The sequence below is a fragment of the Streptomyces sp. NPDC030814 genome (assembly GCF_055572155.1).
In genome coordinates this window covers 122,472-138,736 of the sequence record NZ_JBVIDX010000008.1, presented here as the reverse complement: position 1 = coordinate 138,736, position 16,265 = coordinate 122,472, and the positions used below count along the sequence as shown (strand labels likewise).

Genomic DNA, 16,265 nt, shown 5'->3' with positions numbered 1-16,265 from the left:
GCTGTTCGCGCGGTTCCACGCGCCCCTGAAGGGTGGGGCTGCGGCCCGCCCTTCAGCTGAAGAGCAGGGGGCGCAGCCCCGGCCGCTTTTCAGGGGCGTGGGGAACCGCGCGGGAAACCACGTCGGATCCGCACCCGCCGACGAGCGGACGGGAACCTCGCCGGGTGTCGCGAACCCCGCTGGGTCAAGTGCCCTGCAGTCGCACGGGGCAGACGACTCGTCACGTCGTCCGAGTGCCTTGTCGGCGTGGATGCCCACCGGCACGCCCAGCGCGGCGGCCTCGTCGGTGTCCCGGCGGTCGGTGTCTCGCGCGAGCCGACCGGTCCGGAACCCGGAGATCTTCCTGTTGCCCGGGCTGTTGTCCCTACGGCTGGCGCAGGTCCCGTCCGTCCTCCTCACGTCGATGGTGAGGCGGCGCGGACGGCAGGTTGCCTCGCCGCCGTTCCCTGCGGCCCACACGAAGATGCGGTGCCGCCTGCCCCGTGATCGACGGAAGGTGATTCATCGGATCGTCTTCAGCGGACGTCGACCAAGTCGCCGCAAGTTCATGAGACCCCGCCTCCACCACGTCGACGTACTCCGGATCACCATCCGGAACAAGGACAGCCGCGACGACCGCATGCGTATCCCCAACGGCGGCTTGGACTTCACCTCGGGCAAGCAGCGCGTCCGGTGCCACCTCCGAGCCGGCCGCCCGGCTGCGAGCAGTTGAAGGCCCCGGCCACGAGCGGAGCCGTACCCGTGTCCCGTCCCGGAGGCCGGCGCCCGGTGCCTCAGGACGACGAGTCGGCGGCGGAGACCGCGGCCGTGGCGGCCGGAGCGGTCCTGGTCGTCGTGGCGGTCTCGGGCAGGCCGGCCGCCCGGGGCCCCCGGCGGCCGGCCAGACGGCAACCGACGCAGCCGGGGTGGCCGCCGCGGGCGGAGCGGTCGCGGACGCCGAGGCCCCACTGGTCCCTCGGACGCGGACCCGGCGGCTTGCCCCAGCCCGCGAGGTGCAGGACCCAGGTGGTCAGGAGCGCGGCGACCGACACGGCGATGCCCAGGGGGATGCCCGGTGCCCAGCCGCAGACGCCCATGCCGAGCGCGACGGAACCGACCGTGCCGATCGCGGTACCCGTCCAACCGGCCACGGTGTGGCCCTCGTCGTAGAGACTCATGTGTCTGCTCCCCTCGCGCCCCCGGCGCCGGACTATAATATCTTAGTAGCTAAGGAATCTAGCCTGCCCGGGAGGCACATTTCAATGGAGGCCGAGCGCCGCCCCACCGTCCCGGACGCCATCGGCGCCATGGACCGCATGATCGCGACGATGATCGTGGGACAGCAGGAGTTCGCGCGCCGGTTCGGCCTGAGCGTCACGGACCTGGTCTGCTTCGCCTACGTCCTGGAAGCGGGGGACACCCCGGTCACCGCCGGTGACCTGGCCGTCCGCGCGCACGTCACGACCGGTGCGATCACCGGCGTCCTCAACCGCCTGGAGCGCCGAGGCTTCGTCGCCCGCAAGCCGGACCCGGCCGACCGGCGCCGCGTCCTGGTGGTCGCCCAGCCGACCGGCGCCGAGCAGGCGGTGACCCTCTACGGCCCGTTCTACGAGCGCCTCGCGGACCTCTTCGGCGGCTACACCCCCGACGAACTCGCGCTGCTGACCGACTGGTTCAGCCGCGCGGGCGACCTGGCCCGCACCTTCCTGGAGGAGTCACGCTAGGGCCGCCTGTCGCTTCACAAGGCCTGGGCCGCGGGCGTGGCACCCGCATCTGCCGCGTTGTCGTCAGTCGCCGACTCAGCCACGCTCGAACAACCTCGCGTGGGGGACCCTCATCGCGTGGACCCCCTCCTCCGCCTTGCAACCGCACGCTCCACGCCCCGCTCACCGGCGCAGTCAGGGCGCCGTAGCCCGAAGTCGGCGTGATCCAGACAGCGGACCCGGGTGCCGTCGTCACCTTCCCGTCACCGTGAGGGGACGGGAAGGTGACGACAAGGCCGGTCGGCCGGAAACCCCTTACGGGCCGGACCTCAGCGGTGTACCAGGTCGATCCGGTACCTGCGGGTCTGCGAGCCGTCCTCGGCGGTCACCGTGACGACGGCCGACGTCCGGTCGCCGGTACCCGTGCGGTCCACGGCGACGCTCGCATAGGGATCCCGGGCCGTGGCCGTGACGGCGGCCCGGCCCGGGTGGCCGGTGACGACACGGTAGGCGGTCGTGTCCGGGTCGAAGGACGCGATCGGCTTCCCCGCCACCTCGATGGAGGCCGCGGCGGCGTCCGCCGAGCGGCCGGGGGTCTTGGCGTACACCTCGATCTCGCTCATCGTGATGTAGCCGCCCTGACGGGCCGTCATGACCACGCGGACGGCGGTCGCCGCTGCCGTGTCCAGGGGGACGTCGACCACCGGTGTGCCCTCGGAGCCCACCGGCACGGAGGCGCTCGCATCGGCCCAGGGCCCGTCGGCGGTGGCGCGTACCTGGACCTTGAGGCTCTCGGGGAAGGAGACGTTGCCTCCGTCGCGGTGGAAGTGGGCGACGACGCGGGTCAGATCGCGGACCCTCGGCAGGGTGAAGGTGATGGTGTCGGAGGCGTTCTTGGTGCCCGACCTCCAGTTGGACCAGGCCTTTTCGGACCGGTCGCCGTTGCGCAGCCGCTCCGCCGAGTAGCCGCTCTCGGTGAACGTGGCGCCGACCGAGACGTCAGGGTCGGGTGCGATGTTCGTCAGCGCTGCCTCGGTGACCTGGACGCGCACCGTGGCCTCGACCTCGCTGCCGTCGACGACCCGGGCGGTGCCGGAGAGCGTCACGACGCCGGCCTTGTCGTACGCCCCTTCGGGGGCCGCGTCCCAGGTCACGGGGAGGTCTGTCCGGCCGCCGTTCCTGCCGACGCCGGTGACCGTGGCCGGGAGTTCCGGCTCGCCGCCGGCATGGGTCTTGGCGCGGCCGGGCAGCGCCGAGACGATCGTGTCGACGGTCACGACCGCCTTCGCGCGGATGGTCCGCCCCAGGGGATCGGTCGCCTCGCCCTCGACGCGCACCGTGCCGGGCCTGCTCCACCTCCGGTCCGACGGCAGGTCCCACACCACGGGCAGGGAGCCGCGGGCGCCGTCCCGGAACACCGGCGTCACCGTCCTGGGCATCGTCGGCCGCAGCCCCGGCACGGTGAACACCTCCGCCCGCCGGGTCCGCAGCACCGTCTCGTCGGTCACGGCCCAGCGCTGGTTCGCCGTCGAGGTCGGCGTGTACGTCGACACCTTGGCGCCGTCCGCGGACGACTGCCCGGTGACGTCGAGCAGACGGCCGGTCGCGGCGTTGACGAAGGTCCAGGTGCCGTCGCCGGTCGTCGACATGATCCACTGCGCGGCCGCGGGGGCCTCACCGTCCACCGGGTCCTCCAGGACCGCCTGGTTGTCGCGCACCGCGAGGCGCTTGCCGGTGGCGGTGTTGGCGAGGGCGTACCGCTCACGGTTGTCGGTGCCGGGCGTCAGCTGCTCCACCGACCACAACTGCCGCGCGCCGCGGTTGTCGTTCGTGCGGAGGACGACGCCGGAGCCGTCCTCCGACGGGGCGAGCGACCTGCCGCTCTGGGCGCCCTGGAGCCGGTACACATGACCGGGCAGCACCAGGGCGGCGTCCTTCGCCACCCCGCTGACGCCCTTGACCAGGAAGGTGGTCACCGACTTGGCGGGGACGTCGAGCGTCGCCGAGCGATCGGTCACCCGGACCGGGTTGCCGCGTACGAGGGCGCCGTCGGCGCTGGTCACCACGGGCGTGACGGTGGCCCGGGACGAGACCTTGCCGAAGCGCGAGAGATCGAGCGTGACGGAGCGCGCGGTCGTGCCGCTGTTGACGTGGACCACGGTCGCCGCACGGCCGGACTTGTTCACCGCGGCGACGCTGGAGGGGTCGTCGACCTTGACGAAGTGGTCGCCGGGGCGGATGTGATGGGTGAAATTGCGGATGGTGTGGAACTTGGAGTTGGCCCGGATCGGGCAGGTCTCCAGCGTGTCCTCGGCGGTGCAGTTGAACGGGACGTGGATGCTGCCCCAGTTCTTGCCCGCCGCGGCCTGCGGGATCGAGTCCTCGATCGGCTGCCAGAACACCCAGGCCGACGGCTCCAGTTCACGCATGTCGTCCACCATGCGCGTGGCGATGCCGAGCCCCGGCTCCATGCTCGTGAAGTCGGTGCCCGTGCCCCAGGTGCCCTCGACCTCACTCATCCAGAGTTTTTTGTCGGCGCCCTTGGCGATGTCCCGGGCGCTGGTGCGCATCCCGGTGCCGTAGGTGTGCACGTTCAGCTGCGGGACGGCCGCCCGCGCGGAGGCGTCGTAGGCGTTCCAGTTCTGGGTGAAGATCGTGGGGTTGGTCTCGTCCATCGCCGAGATCTCGGCGTCGGTCCTCGCCCCGTCGAGCGCCTTGTCGAGCGCGCGGACGACCTTCTGCTGGAGTGCCGGGCCCGCGTGCGCGCCCTCCTGGCGGCCTCCGGTGGGCTGGCCGTTCCCGCCGATCTGGGTGCCCCAGTAGTTGGTGTTGGGCTCGTTGAGCGGGGCGATCGTGTCGAAGTCGATGCCGTGCGCCTCTTCCAGTTCCTCGGTGACGCGCACGAGATAGGCGGCGAACTCGTCGACGCGGTCCGCCCGGATCTGGTCCGTGTTCGCGTCGAAGCCGCCGGAGACATAACCGCTGACGGTCTGGAACCAGGGCGGTGAGTTGCTGAACGCCTCCCACTTGGTGACCTTGTCCTTGACCTGGTCCACCCACCAGCGCTGGCCGGCGTCGGCGTCCCAGTTCCAGTGGTCGGGGTTGTCCGGGTCCCACCACTCCATGTCCTGCCGGGTGGTTCCCTCGGGTGCCTTCCAGAAGCCCTCCATCGTCGCGCCCGTCTTCATGTAGTCCTTGCGGACGTCCGGGGCGTTGCCGCCGCCGATGTTGTACCGCGCGATGTTGAGGGCGAGCCCGTCCTCGTCGAACAGCATGTCCACGAGCCGTCTTCGGACGGGCTCCGGATAGCGGCCCGTCGCGTTGGCGAACCAGACGAGGCTCGTGCCCCAGCCCTCGAACTCCTGCTGCTGGTACGACGGATCGATCCGTACGGTGACTCCGTCGCGCGCCGCCGCAGCCGGCGCGTCCGCGGCCGCCGGGGGCGCGGCCACCAGGCCCGCGCTCAGGACCACGGGAACCATGGGCGCCAACGTCCGGACGATGCGATGCCGTTGAGACACGGCACTCCCTTCCACAACGCAGAGGTGAACAGAACCGATCAGAAGGAATCGCGCTCAGGGCATGCTTGATGACGGAAATGAACACGTCAAGACACGGGACCCCTTCACCGATCGCGCACCGGCTGCCACGCCGTCCGAACTCCGGTCGTCCGATTCGTTGACATGCTCAAAACACGTCATTAGCATGCGTGAAACTTGGAAAGCGCTTTCCCCTTGTCAGGCCTCACCCACCCCGGGAGGGACCACATGAGGTCGCCGCTACGCGCTGTTCCCACTCTCACGCCCACCCCGCTGATCGCCGTGACGGCACCGGCGGAGGCTGGGGCGTCACCGCTCGCGGAGACGTCACCCACCGGCTTCGCCACCGTCGACGCGCGCTGGAGCTCCACCGTTCGCACAACGTCGTCGTACGGAACATCAGGTTCACGGACGCCGAGGACGATGCCGTGAGCACGGGCCGGGAGTCGCACCCCATCCGGGTCGACCACAACGAGTTCGCCGGCGTGGCGGACGGAGCGGTGGACATCGCGCGCGGCGCCGAGCACGTCACCGTGTCCTGGAACGGGCCGGGCCGCCCGGTGCAGCGGAACAACGTCTTCGACGGGTCCGGCGCCTGGGAGACCCACGGCACCGTGATCGAGCCGCGTACGTACTGCGCCTACACCCTGGACTCCGCCGCCGACGCGCCCGCGACCGTGCGGGCCGGGGTCGGTGCCGGGAAGGTCGGGGCGGCTGCCTGGGCGCCGTAGGGAAGGGCGGGGGGCGGCTGCGGGTCCGGTGGTGGCCGGTCGCGCGCTCCCCCGCCCCTCGGGCGGCCCCGGCCTGCCCCTTGCTTCACCGTCGCCACCCCGGGCGACGGCTCCCCCCCACAGGAGGAACCCCGCATGAGTTCACCCCGTAAGAAGGCGGTCGTCGGCGCGCTGGCCGCCGCGTTGCTGGCCGGGACCGGTGTCGCGCAGGCGGCGCCGCAGCCCGTGCCCGTCGCGCAGGAGCGAGCGGCGGCGACCATCACCTGGACCCTGCAACGGGCCGCCAACCCGACGCAGGACCAGCAGACGGCGTACAACCTGATCACCTCGGCCATGAACGCCGCGGTGGCCCGCTACAACAACCTCAGCGACCTGGGGAAGAACATCACCGTCCGCTACGACCCCGGTGTGCCCACCGCCGACGGCAACATCAACGGCACCATTCGCTTCGGCAACCGCAGCTACATGAACGAGCGGACCGCCCTGCACGAGATCGCGCACACCATCGGCGTCGGCACCAGCTCGGGCTGGTCGCGGCTGGGCGGCGGCGGGACCTGGACCGGCGGGCAGGCCACGGCGCTGGTGCGGCAGTTCGACGGAGCGAGCGCGAGGATCTCCACCGGAGGCGGCCACTTCTGGCCCTACGGGCTGAACTACGACAACGAGTTCTCGGGCACGGCGGCCAACCGGCACGTCCAGATCGTCGCCGCCATGGTGCGCGACGGGCTGTGACCCGCCCGGGCGCCGCGGGAGTTGGTGCCTGATGACAAAGGCGCCACCGGCCGCTGCGTAGTTGTGAGCAAGGGCGGGGCGGGCGGTCCTCGCGGTCCTACCGTCCCACCCATGAACACGAGTCGCGGCAGGAAGAGAACGTGGCGAGGCGCCGCGCTGGCGGTGCTGCTGACCACCGGAGCGCTCACCGGGGCCGCTCCGGACGCACGGGGCGCCACCGCGCGGACCGAGACCCCGGTGGCGACGTCGAGCCCGGCCGACGGGGTCACCGAGACGGTCGTGCGGGTGAAGGTGCCGCTCCCGGCCTCCTTCGGGGCGCGGCCGGCGGCGTGCGACTGGCTGTCGTACCTGCGCTACCGGACCGCCGACGGACCGTCCGACTCCGCCGACGCCGACCGGATCCTCCTCGCCCAGCCCGGCATCCTGGAGGGCGCCGGTGCCTTTGACAGCGTCGCCCGCAACACAGTGGCCCGAGCCGCCGCACAGGGCCGCCACATCGAGTTCTGGGCGCTGGACCGGCGCTCCAACTGCCTGGAGGACCGCACCGGCATCGCCTCCGGCGACCAGCACACCGCCGTGGACTACTACTACCGGGGCAAGCCGGTCGCCGGCCGCACCTTCCCCGGATACGTCGACAACAGCCGCCTCGGGTGGATGGCACGGCTCGGCATCGAGCGGACCGTACGGGACCAGTACGACCTGCTCACCGCCGAACTGCCCGACCCCCGGCTGCGCGACGAGAAGGTCCTGTGCGGCGGGCATTCGCTGGGCGGCGTCATCACGGGGTACTTCGCGACCGCCGACTTCGACGGGAACCCGGCCACCACCGCCGACGCCGGACACCGGCAGTGCGCCGGCTACTTCGCCCTCGACACCACCGTGTCCACCTCGCTCGCCGACCTCCAGGGCAGCATCCCCGGCGACACCAACCTGCCGGACATCGGCCTCGGCCACGGCGTGATCCAGGCCGGGCTCGACAGCGGCGTCCTCTCGCGCACCCTGTCGGCGCAGGTGCTGCTGAACCCCGAGACCATGACCCTGCTCGCCATCGCGGGCCTCGGCGCCCTGCGGGACCCCGGCGGCGAGGCCGACCTGCCGAGTTATCTGCCCCGCAACACCAACATCGAGGCGACCAACCGCTTCCTCTTCTCCGAGGACACCGCCGCCTTCCTCACCGGCTCGCCCGCCGTGCGGGACTTCCGGCTCACCAACCAGGCGGTGCTCGGCGCCCTGATGGACGACCACTCCGTACCGCTCGCCTTCCTCCAGAGCAGTGTCGGCTTCTTCGACGGCGGCCCCGTCGTCGACAAGAGCTTCCCCGTCGCCAACGGCGGTGAGGAGCGACCGGGCCTGTTCGGCGGCGAGTACAAGGCCATCCCCGACCGCCCCGGCGGTCCGCTCTACACCTGGCGCACCTACGACCGGGTCGGTGACCCGGACGACCCCGGATACCGGTCGGCCGACGGAACCCCGTTCACCGACGCCGGCAAGGAGGTCACCGACATCCAGGAACTGGCCCGCAGTCTGGCCGAGCAGCCGCTGGACTTCACCGAGCAGTACTTCCCGACCAAGCTCGTCACCGACCTCCAGCTGTCCGGCTCGCGCCAGGTGAAGCGGCTGGTCGTCCACCCCGACGGCCTCACCGCCGACCCGACGCTCACCGTGCTCGCCGGTGACGGACTCCTCGCGGGCCGTGTCCCCGCCGACCTGGACCCCGTCATCGCCGCCGGCTACCAGCACCTCGACGTCCTGACCGCCGCGCCCGCCCAGAACGACGGGCGGCCCGAACCCGTCTCCACGAGCCTCACGGAGTTCGCCGGCGACCCCGGGAGATGATCCGACCGAAGCCCGGCCTTCACCTGGTGCCCGGTGAGACTGGGTGAGAACGACCCAGGGGGTGTTTCGAAAGCCCCGCACAGCACGCGGGCCGTCGCCGGTTCCGGGGTGGCAACCGCGGAGTCAGGCGGGAGTGTCGGGGGTGAAGCGGTAGCCGATGCCGGGTTCGGTGATGAGGTAGCGGGGTCGGGAGGGTGCCGGTTCGAGTTTGCGGCGGAGGTTGGCGAGGTGGACGCGCAGGTAGTTGGTCTCCTTCTCGAAGCGGGGCCCCCAGACCTCCTGAAGGAGTTGACGTTGGGTGACCAGGCGTCCGGGGTGGCGGACGAGGACTTCCAGCAGGTGCCATTCGGTGGGGGTGAGGCGGACTTCGCCGACCGCGGTGGTGACGCGTTTGGCGGCGAGGTCGACAGTGAAGGCAGCCGTGGTGATCACGGGCTGTTCGTCGGCGGGAGTGGCGCGGCGCAGGGCGGCGCGGACGCGGGCGAGGAGCTCGCCCATGCCGAAGGGTTTGGTGACGTAGTCGTCGGCGCCTGCGTCCAGGGCGTTGATCTTGGCGGTTTCGTCGTGGCGGGCGGACAGGACGATGATCGGGGCGGTGGACCAGCCGCGGAGGCTTTCGACGATGTTGATGCCGTCGAGGTCGGGCAGGCCGAGGTCGATGACGGCCAGGTCGGGGGCGGAGGTGGCGGCGGACTGCAGGGCGGTGGCGGCGTCGGGGGCGGCGTGGGTCTGGTAGCCGCGGGCGGTCAGGGCGATGGTCAGGGCGCGGAGCAGGTGGGGGTCGTCGTCGACGATGAGGATGCGGGTCATGGTGCTGTGGGAAGGGTGAGGGTCATGGTCAGTCCGCCGCCGGGGGTGTCGGTGGGGGTGAGGGTGCCGTTCATGGCTTCGGTGAAGCCGCGGGCAATGGCCAGGCCGAGGCCGAGGCCGTGACGGGTGGTGTGATCGTCCAGGCGCTGGAAGGGGGCGAAGATGCGTTCTCGCTGGTCGGCGGGAACGCCGGTGCCGTGGTCGATGACCTGCAGGCGGATCACCTTTCCGTCCTGGCGGGCGTGCACGTGAACGGGCCGGCCGGGTGGTCCGGCGTCGAGCGCGTTGGCGACCAGGTTGGCGATGACGCGTTCCAGCAGGCCGGGGTCCGCCCAGACCGGCGGCAGGTTGTCGGGAACGTCGACTTCCAGGGAACGGCCGGGGGGCTGAAGGGTGTGCAGGAGGGCGGCGGCGGTTACCTCGTCCACGGCGGTGGCGCGGGAGTGGACACTCAGGGCGCCGGCCTGCAGGCGGCTGAGCGCGAGGAGGTTTTCGACCAGGTCGTTCATCTTGTCGGCGGAGGCGTCCACGGTCGCCAGGAGTTCGGCCTGCTGGGCGTCGGTGAGTTCCAGGTCGGGCTCGCGCAGACTGGACACACACGCCTTGATGCCGGCGAGCGGCGTGCGCAGGTCATGACCGACAGCGGCCAGCAGCGCGGCCCGCAGCTTGTCGATCTCGGTCAACTCACGCGCGCGGGCAGCCTGGGCGGCCAGGCGCTCGGCCTGCAGCGCGCGGGCGGCGGCCGTGGCCAGGAGGCTGAGGAAGCGCTGGTCGGCGGCGAAGACGGCCGGGCCGTCCGCCACCAGCCGCAGGTGCTCTCCCGCCGGTGCGGACAGCGTCGGATCATCCGATGGCGGCTCGCCGGCGACGGCGACCCGGCGTTCGCCGTCGCCGGCGCGTTCCAGCAGCGCGGCGCCGGTCATGCCGAAGGTGTCCCGAACGTGCTCCAGCACCACGCTCAGCGGCCGTTCCTCCAGCGGCGCCTCGGTGATCCGGGCCAGCAAAGCGGCCTCGACGCCGCTGCGAGCGGCGGCAGCCCGCTGCCGGGCGGCCAGGTCGACCGCGACGCTGACGGTGGTCGCGACCACCACGTAGACGACCAGGGTGATGACCAGGTCCCGGTTCTCGACCGTCAGGGTGTGGTAAGGCGGGACGAAGAAGAAGTTGACCAGCACATCGGAGGCCACCGCGGCCACCAGCGCCAGGCCCAGGCCACCGGTGGCGGCCACGATGACCACCGCCGTCAGATAGATGAGCACGATGCCGGCCAGCGACAGCGAGCCCTTCACGTGTACCAGGGCCACGGTGAGGACCGCCAGACCCACTGCGGCAGCGCCGGCCGCGGCCAGCCGACGGCCTGTGCCCCTTCGGCGCCGGCCACGGTCGTGGGGCAGGTCGAAGCCCTTCATGACGCGAAACGCTAGCCGACCTTCGATCCGACGCCGGATCCGGCGGGGTCCGGCTCCTGCGGGACCGCCCGGTCGCCGGAGTCCAGCCGCCACGGCACGCTGGTCACCATCACCCCGCGCTGGAACAGCAGCCGGGCCTTCAGCCGCAGTGCGGACTGGTTGTGCAGCAGATGCTCCCACCAGTGGCCGACCACGTATTCGGGGATGTAGACGGCGATGAGGTCCTGGGGGTGCTCGTGGTGCAGGCGCGCGATGTACTCCAGCACGGATCCGGTGATGTCCCGGTACGGGGCGGCCATCACCGTCAGCGGCACCGGGATCCGGCGCTCCTCCCATTCGGTGCGCAGCGCACTCACCTCCTTGTCGCTGATCTCGACGGTCAGTGCGGTGAGGGAGTCCGGGCGGGTGGCCTTGGCGTAGCCCAGCGCGCGCAGGGTGGGCTGGTGCAGCTGCGAGACCAGCACCACCGCGTGGGTGCGGCTGGGCAGCACGATGCCGCCCGGCTGCGGACGCAGCTCGTGGGTCACCCGATCGTAGTGACGGCGGATGCCACGCATCATCGCGTACAGCACCGGCATGGCGATCACCACCAGATAGGCGCCGTGGCTGAACTTGGTCACCAGGACCACGACCAGCACCAGCGCGGTCAGGCACGCGCCCACCGAGTTGATCGCCCGCGAGCGGTGGATGCGCCGCCGCTGCACGGGGTCGGTCTGCTCGGCCAGCTCACGGTTCCAGTGCCGGACCATGCCGGCCTGGGAGAGGGTGAAGGAGGTGAACACACCCAGGATGTAGAGCTGGATCAGCCGGGTGACCGACCCCTCGAAGGCATGGATCAGGGTTCCGGCGACCACGGCCAGGATGATGATGCCGTTGGAGAAGGCCAGCCGGTCCCCTCGGGTGTGCAGCTGCCGGGGCAGGTAACGGTGCTCGGCCAGGATCGCCGCCAGCAGCGGGAAACCGTTGAAGGCGGTGTTGGCAGCCAGAATCAGGATCAACGCGGTCGCGGCCTGGATGTAGAAGAACATCACCGTGTCCGTGCCGCCGAACACCGCGGCAGCAAGCTGGGCGATCACCGTGCGCTGCGAGCCGGTCGCGCAGTCGCCGGGAAAGCCCACCAGCTGGCAGGCGTCCTCGACGTACCGGACATCCGCGATCAGGGCCAGCGTCGTGATCCCGGCGAACATGGTGATCGACAGCCCGCCCATCACCGCCATCGTGGTGGCCGCGTTCCGCGCCTTCGGCGGCCGGAACGCCGGCACCCCGTTCGAGATCGCCTCGGCACCGGTCAGTGCCGTGCAGCCGGAGGAGAACGCCCGCAGCGCCAGCAGCACCAGCGCCATGCCGGTCAGTCCCGCCTGGCCCGGCTCGGCGTGAACGTGCCACCCGGCGCTCTCGGCCACCGGCGGGTGGCCGAAGGCCGTCTGAAGCATCCCCGTGACGATCATCGCCAGCACGCCGGCGATGAACAGATACGTCGGTACCGCGAACATCCGGCCCGACTCGCGGACCCCGCGCAGATTCATCGCGGTCAGCAGCACCACGAACCCCAGGTTCACCGCGACCCGGTGCTCACCCAGTGCCGGCACCGCCGAAATGATGTTGTCCACGCCGGCCGCCACCGACACGGCCACCGTCATCACGTAGTCCACCATCAGTGCCGAGGCCACCACCAGCCCCGCCCCCGGGCCCAGGTTGCGTGAGGCCACCTCGTAGGAGCCGCCGCCGGAGGGGTACGCCTGCACCACCTGCCGGTAGGACAACACCACCACCGCCAGCAGCACCACCACCGCGGCCGCCACCCACGGCGCCAGGTGCAGACAGGCCAGCCCGCCCAACGTCAGCACGAGCAGGATCTCCTGCGTCGCATACGCCACCGACGACAACGGGTCACTGGCAAAGACCGGCAGGGCGATCCGCTTGGGCAGCATCTGCTCACCCAGACGATCACTGCTGAGCGGGCGGCCCACTATCAGCCGCTTGAGGGATATCGACACACCCGGCAGCCAAGGCGATCATCCGGGTGCGGCCCGATTCTTCGCGCGTTCTTGACGCCGCAGACGGCGATCTTCACGCCGTCTTGGCGTGACAGTCCCGCAGGACACCGTCACCGTCCCGGCGTTGGCGATGGCACGCCCCCGGAATACTGCTTGGGTCTCGATCCGCCGGCTCACCCGCCGGCTCGCGTCGTCCACCCCGTCTTCGACCGGTACGGCCGCCCGTCCGGCCCGGACGCGGGGGACCGGGCCGGAGGCGAGCTCAGACCTTGCCGGCGGCGAAGGCGGCCGCCGCGTCGGCGTTGTCCCGGTAGCTGAGGTGCGCACCCACGTCACCGCCGCCGCTCTCGCAGATCGGGTCTCCGGCGGCGCAGAAGTCGATGGTGCGGCTCTGGTAGGTGCCGGTGACGCTCTTGCCGAGGGCCCGGATCGGATTGCCGAACAACAGCACCGCGGAGACCCTCGGTTCGAGCGCGGCAGGGATGGTGGCCACGATGGGACTGCCGACGACCGCGCCGGCGCTGCTGATCCCGATCGAGTTGTCGACGACGTTGGCCCCCTGCGAATAGCCGACGAGAATGAAACGCTGATTCGGACAGGAGGCGGCCTGACTCCTGACATGGTTCACCAGATCGGCGTTGCCCTGTGCGGCCGACGTGGGCGAAAGGTCGGCAGGATAGTTCACCTTGTAGCTGGACAGGCTTTTGCCGCTGATTTTCTGCCGCAGTGCGGAATACACCGGGTCGCCGACGATGAAGCCGAGCGTGCCCGGCTCGAACGTGCCGCGGGCCGACACGACGTCGAGATCCGTGCAGGCCGCGGCTGCCGCCGCAGGCGTCGAGAGGGTCGTCAGTCCGGCCCCGCCGACGAGCGAGAGCGCGGTGAGGCACAAGCGGATACGCATGGGGATCCTTTGCGGGTGGGGCGCGAAGCGCGCCGTGGAAAGGACGTCCCGAACGTATTCGCTCTGCCAGACACTGTGTTATGGCCGGGAATTCAGATTTTCCTCGCCTTTTTGTGGCGAGGTGAGTGCGGTCGCATTCGGGCGACAGGTCGTGGGTGTCGCCGCGGTCATTGCGCGGCTGTGGCGTCCTGGTTGCGCAGCGACTCGGCGCGCAGGGCCAGGATGAGATCCAGCCGCGCACCCGGATCGTGCAGGGCGTCACCGAAGAGCTTCTCCAGCTGCCGCAGGCGGTAGCGGACCGTCTGCGGGTGGATGTGGAGGCGGGCCGCGACATCGGGCACATTGCTGCCGCCGAGCAGCCACGCGAGCAGCGTCTCCGCGAGCCGCGAGCGTTGCCCCTCGGACACCGTGTCGAGCGGGGCCAACGCCCGCGAGCGGAGCTGCGCGAGCATCGCCTCGTCGCCGTACAGCAGCAGCGTGGACAGATGGTCGGTGCAGCGCACCACGCCCTGCCGGGGCAGGATGCCGCGCCCCATCAGACCTAGCGCCCGGGTCGCGCAGTGCAGGGAGCGGGCGGCCTGAGTGACGGGCACCGTCGGGCCGATCGCCGCCGGCCGGCCGCGCAGCGCCATCGTGAACGCCCGCCCCCCGAAACGCCCGGAGCCGTCCGGGTCGGGCACCAGCATGCGGGGCGGCCGGGAATCCATGTCCACCAGTGCCCCGGCCGCCGCCAGCGGACGGTCCGCCTCCCGCTGGTCCGCCGTAGCCGCGAGGGCCACCACCGCGACCTGCCTCGGCACCGACCACCGGGCGCCGTGGGCCAGGTCCTGCACGGCCTCCGCCGACACCGGGCCCTCGCTCAGCAACAGGTCGAGCAGTCGCTTGCGGCGCCGCTCCAGCTCGTCGGTGTTGTGCGGCCGCGCCTCCGCGAACCCGGCGGCGGCCGCCTCGGCGACCTCGTGCACGGTCCGGAACGCCAGCTCGCCCAGCGCCGCCACGACCGCGGAGTCCAGGCCCAGTGCCTCCGCCGTGCGACCCATCAGCCGCCAGGCGTGCAGACCGCCGATCCGCAGCGCGGACTGCAACGCGTCCAGGCTGCGGCCCTCCAGTGCCTCGCCGCGCCCCAGTTCGTAGTACGTCGCCATGATCGCCGAGCCCTGGCCGAAGGGATCGGCGATGTGGTCGACGAACAGGGTCAACGCCTGCACGACCCCCGCCCTGAGGTGCGCGCGGTACGTCCCGTCCGCCGGCCGGGCGTACTCGGGGACCTGTCGGCACACCTCCTCCTCCACCTCGTCGGCGACGGCCTCCAGCTGACCACGCAGCAGTTGGGCCAGATCGGGGGGCATGGGGGCGGCGCCGGGCCCGTCCGGTACGCCGTGCGGCGGGGTGGGGGCAGCCACGGCCGTCCCTCCTTTCACCCGGAAGCGGCTCACCCTCGGGCCGGTGCCCGTGGGGCGAGGGACAAGTCCCGGGTTGGACGGATGTCCCCTCCGCTCCGTTCCGTGCCCCGACGGCACCGCCCTCACGCCGGTACCCCCAACGCACCGGCCAGCATCGGCCACGACGCGGCGAACTCCCGCTTCCAGTAGGCCCAGCTGTGTCCTCCTCCCGCGTAGAAGTGGGTCGTCACCGGGACCCGGAGCAGGGCGAGCGTGTCCGTGAAGGCGTGGGCGGACGGCCACAGCGCGCTCTCCAGCGCCTCCGGCAGCCAGTCGCCCACGCCGCCGACCACCCCGCTGCCGCTCGACACGTACAGGGCGGTGCCCCGCAACCCCACCGCACGGGAGCGCGGGTTGAAGTCCCGCCAGGTGAGCGCGTTCAGGAACGGGTTGCCCCACAGCGACAGGGGCGCCAGGTTCTCACGGGCCACGATGGCGTCCATCAGCGTGGGCACACCGGGGGCCGTCGTGTCGAGGATGCCGCTGTAGGAGGCCGCCGCGGCGAACATCCCCGGGTGCCGGGCGGCGTGCGCCATCGCCCCGTAGCCGCCGGTCGAGACCCCGGCGACGACCCGGACCCCGGAGGCCCGGTAGTCACGGGCCAGCAGTGCGGGCACCTCGGTCAGCTGGAACTTCTCGTAGTCGGCGCCGCTGCGCCAGGCCGTCGGAATGCCGGTGGGCCCCGCGTCCGGCATCGCCACGATCAGCTCCCGGCCCTCGGTGAACGCCTCGATGTCCGTCTCCCGGGTCCAGGACGTGTAGTCGTCGTGGGCGCCGTGGAGGAGATACAGCACGGGGTACGTCCGCCCGGGCCGCGTACCGAACGACGACGGCAGGATCAGCCGCACCGGCGCACTGCGGCCCAGCGCGGCGGAGGGAAGCGAGACGTCGAGCGTGCGGGGGCCGAGGCGGGTGGCGCCCGTTCCGGAGCCGGTGGTGACGGTTCGAAGGGCGCGGGAGGCGGTGGTGTGGATTGCGGCGCGGCCGGTGGCGGCCCGGGCGGTGGCCGTGCCCGCCGTGGCGCCGAACAGCGCGGCCAGACCACCGACGGCGGCCGCCCGGGTGACGGCACGTCGGGACGGTGCGGCGGCGGGCTCGGGGACGGCGCTCGTCCGGGGGGAGGCTACGGCGGGGCGCGGGGGCATCCCGGTGTCGCGGTGGGGCATGGCGGCTCTCCTCGTTC

At 71.7% G+C, this 16,265-nt stretch carries 12 protein-coding genes; 4 read left to right on the top strand and 8 right to left on the bottom strand.

Annotated elements, in window-relative coordinates; genetic code table 11:
- Positions 1-773: 773 nt before the first annotated feature.
- A complete protein-coding gene (locus ACZ43N_RS19040) occupies positions 774-1,157 on the bottom strand; it encodes an HGxxPAAW family protein (protein ID WP_468098782.1) in 384 nt (127 codons plus the stop codon).
- Positions 1,158-1,241: 84 nt separating this feature from the next.
- On the opposite strand from ACZ43N_RS19040, the gene ACZ43N_RS19035 reads away from it, so the two are divergent.
- Positions 1,242-1,703 carry a MarR family winged helix-turn-helix transcriptional regulator gene (locus tag ACZ43N_RS19035; RefSeq protein WP_468098780.1) on the top strand — a complete coding sequence of 154 codons (462 nt, stop codon included), beginning with the start codon at positions 1,242-1,244 and terminating at the stop codon, positions 1,701-1,703.
- A 308-nt stretch (positions 1,704-2,011) separates the two neighbouring features.
- Here the strand turns inward: ACZ43N_RS19035 and ACZ43N_RS19030 are convergent, their stop codons facing one another.
- Positions 2,012-5,164: a glycoside hydrolase gene (locus ACZ43N_RS19030; RefSeq protein ID WP_468098778.1), complete on the bottom strand. Its 3,153-nt coding sequence runs from the start codon at positions 5,162-5,164 to the stop codon at positions 2,012-2,014.
- 485 nt (positions 5,165-5,649) lie between these two features.
- Between ACZ43N_RS19030 and ACZ43N_RS19025 the strand changes: the two genes are divergently transcribed.
- The 3 genes from ACZ43N_RS19025 (at position 5,650) to ACZ43N_RS19015 (ending at position 8,520) form a co-directional block, all read left to right on the top strand.
- A complete protein-coding gene (locus ACZ43N_RS19025) occupies positions 5,650-5,952 on the top strand; it encodes a hypothetical protein (RefSeq protein WP_468098776.1) in 303 nt (100 codons plus the stop codon).
- 135 nt (positions 5,953-6,087) lie between these two features.
- The gene (locus ACZ43N_RS19020) at positions 6,088-6,684 is read left to right on the top strand and encodes a hypothetical protein (RefSeq protein ID WP_468098774.1); all 597 of its coding nucleotides are present in this window, start codon (positions 6,088-6,090) and stop codon (positions 6,682-6,684) included.
- A gap of 111 nt (positions 6,685-6,795) precedes the next feature.
- Positions 6,796-8,520 (top strand): hypothetical protein, encoded by a 1,725-nt coding sequence (locus ACZ43N_RS19015; RefSeq protein ID WP_468098773.1) that lies wholly within the window; start codon positions 6,796-6,798, stop codon positions 8,518-8,520.
- A gap of 123 nt (positions 8,521-8,643) precedes the next feature.
- Here ACZ43N_RS19015 and ACZ43N_RS19010 read toward each other — a convergent pair whose 3' ends face one another.
- The 6 genes from ACZ43N_RS19010 to ACZ43N_RS18985 all read right to left on the bottom strand — a co-directional run bounded on the left by ACZ43N_RS19010 (position 8,644) and on the right by ACZ43N_RS18985 (position 16,248).
- Positions 8,644-9,330 carry a response regulator gene (locus ACZ43N_RS19010; protein WP_468098771.1) on the bottom strand — a complete coding sequence of 229 codons (687 nt, stop codon included), beginning with the start codon at positions 9,328-9,330 and terminating at the stop codon, positions 8,644-8,646.
- Entirely contained in the window at positions 9,327-10,739 is a 1,413-nt protein-coding gene (locus ACZ43N_RS19005; protein ID WP_468098769.1) for a sensor histidine kinase, read from the bottom strand. Before ACZ43N_RS19005 ends, ACZ43N_RS19010 begins: the two co-directional genes overlap by 4 nt.
- Before the next feature lie 11 nt (positions 10,740-10,750).
- Entirely contained in the window at positions 10,751-12,736 is a 1,986-nt protein-coding gene (locus ACZ43N_RS19000) for an APC family permease (RefSeq protein WP_468098768.1), read from the bottom strand.
- A 262-nt stretch (positions 12,737-12,998) separates the two neighbouring features.
- Positions 12,999-13,640, bottom strand: coding sequence for a cutinase family protein (locus tag ACZ43N_RS18995; RefSeq protein ID WP_468098766.1), 642 nt, complete (start codon positions 13,638-13,640; stop codon positions 12,999-13,001).
- Positions 13,641-13,807: 167 nt separating this feature from the next.
- Positions 13,808-15,043, bottom strand: coding sequence for a PucR family transcriptional regulator (locus ACZ43N_RS18990; protein ID WP_468098764.1), 1,236 nt, complete (start codon positions 15,041-15,043; stop codon positions 13,808-13,810).
- Between the two features lie 122 nt (positions 15,044-15,165).
- Positions 15,166-16,248, bottom strand: a complete 1,083-nt coding sequence (locus tag ACZ43N_RS18985; RefSeq protein ID WP_468098763.1) for an alpha/beta hydrolase — start codon at positions 16,246-16,248, stop codon at positions 15,166-15,168.
- Positions 16,249-16,265: the final 17 nt, after the last annotated feature.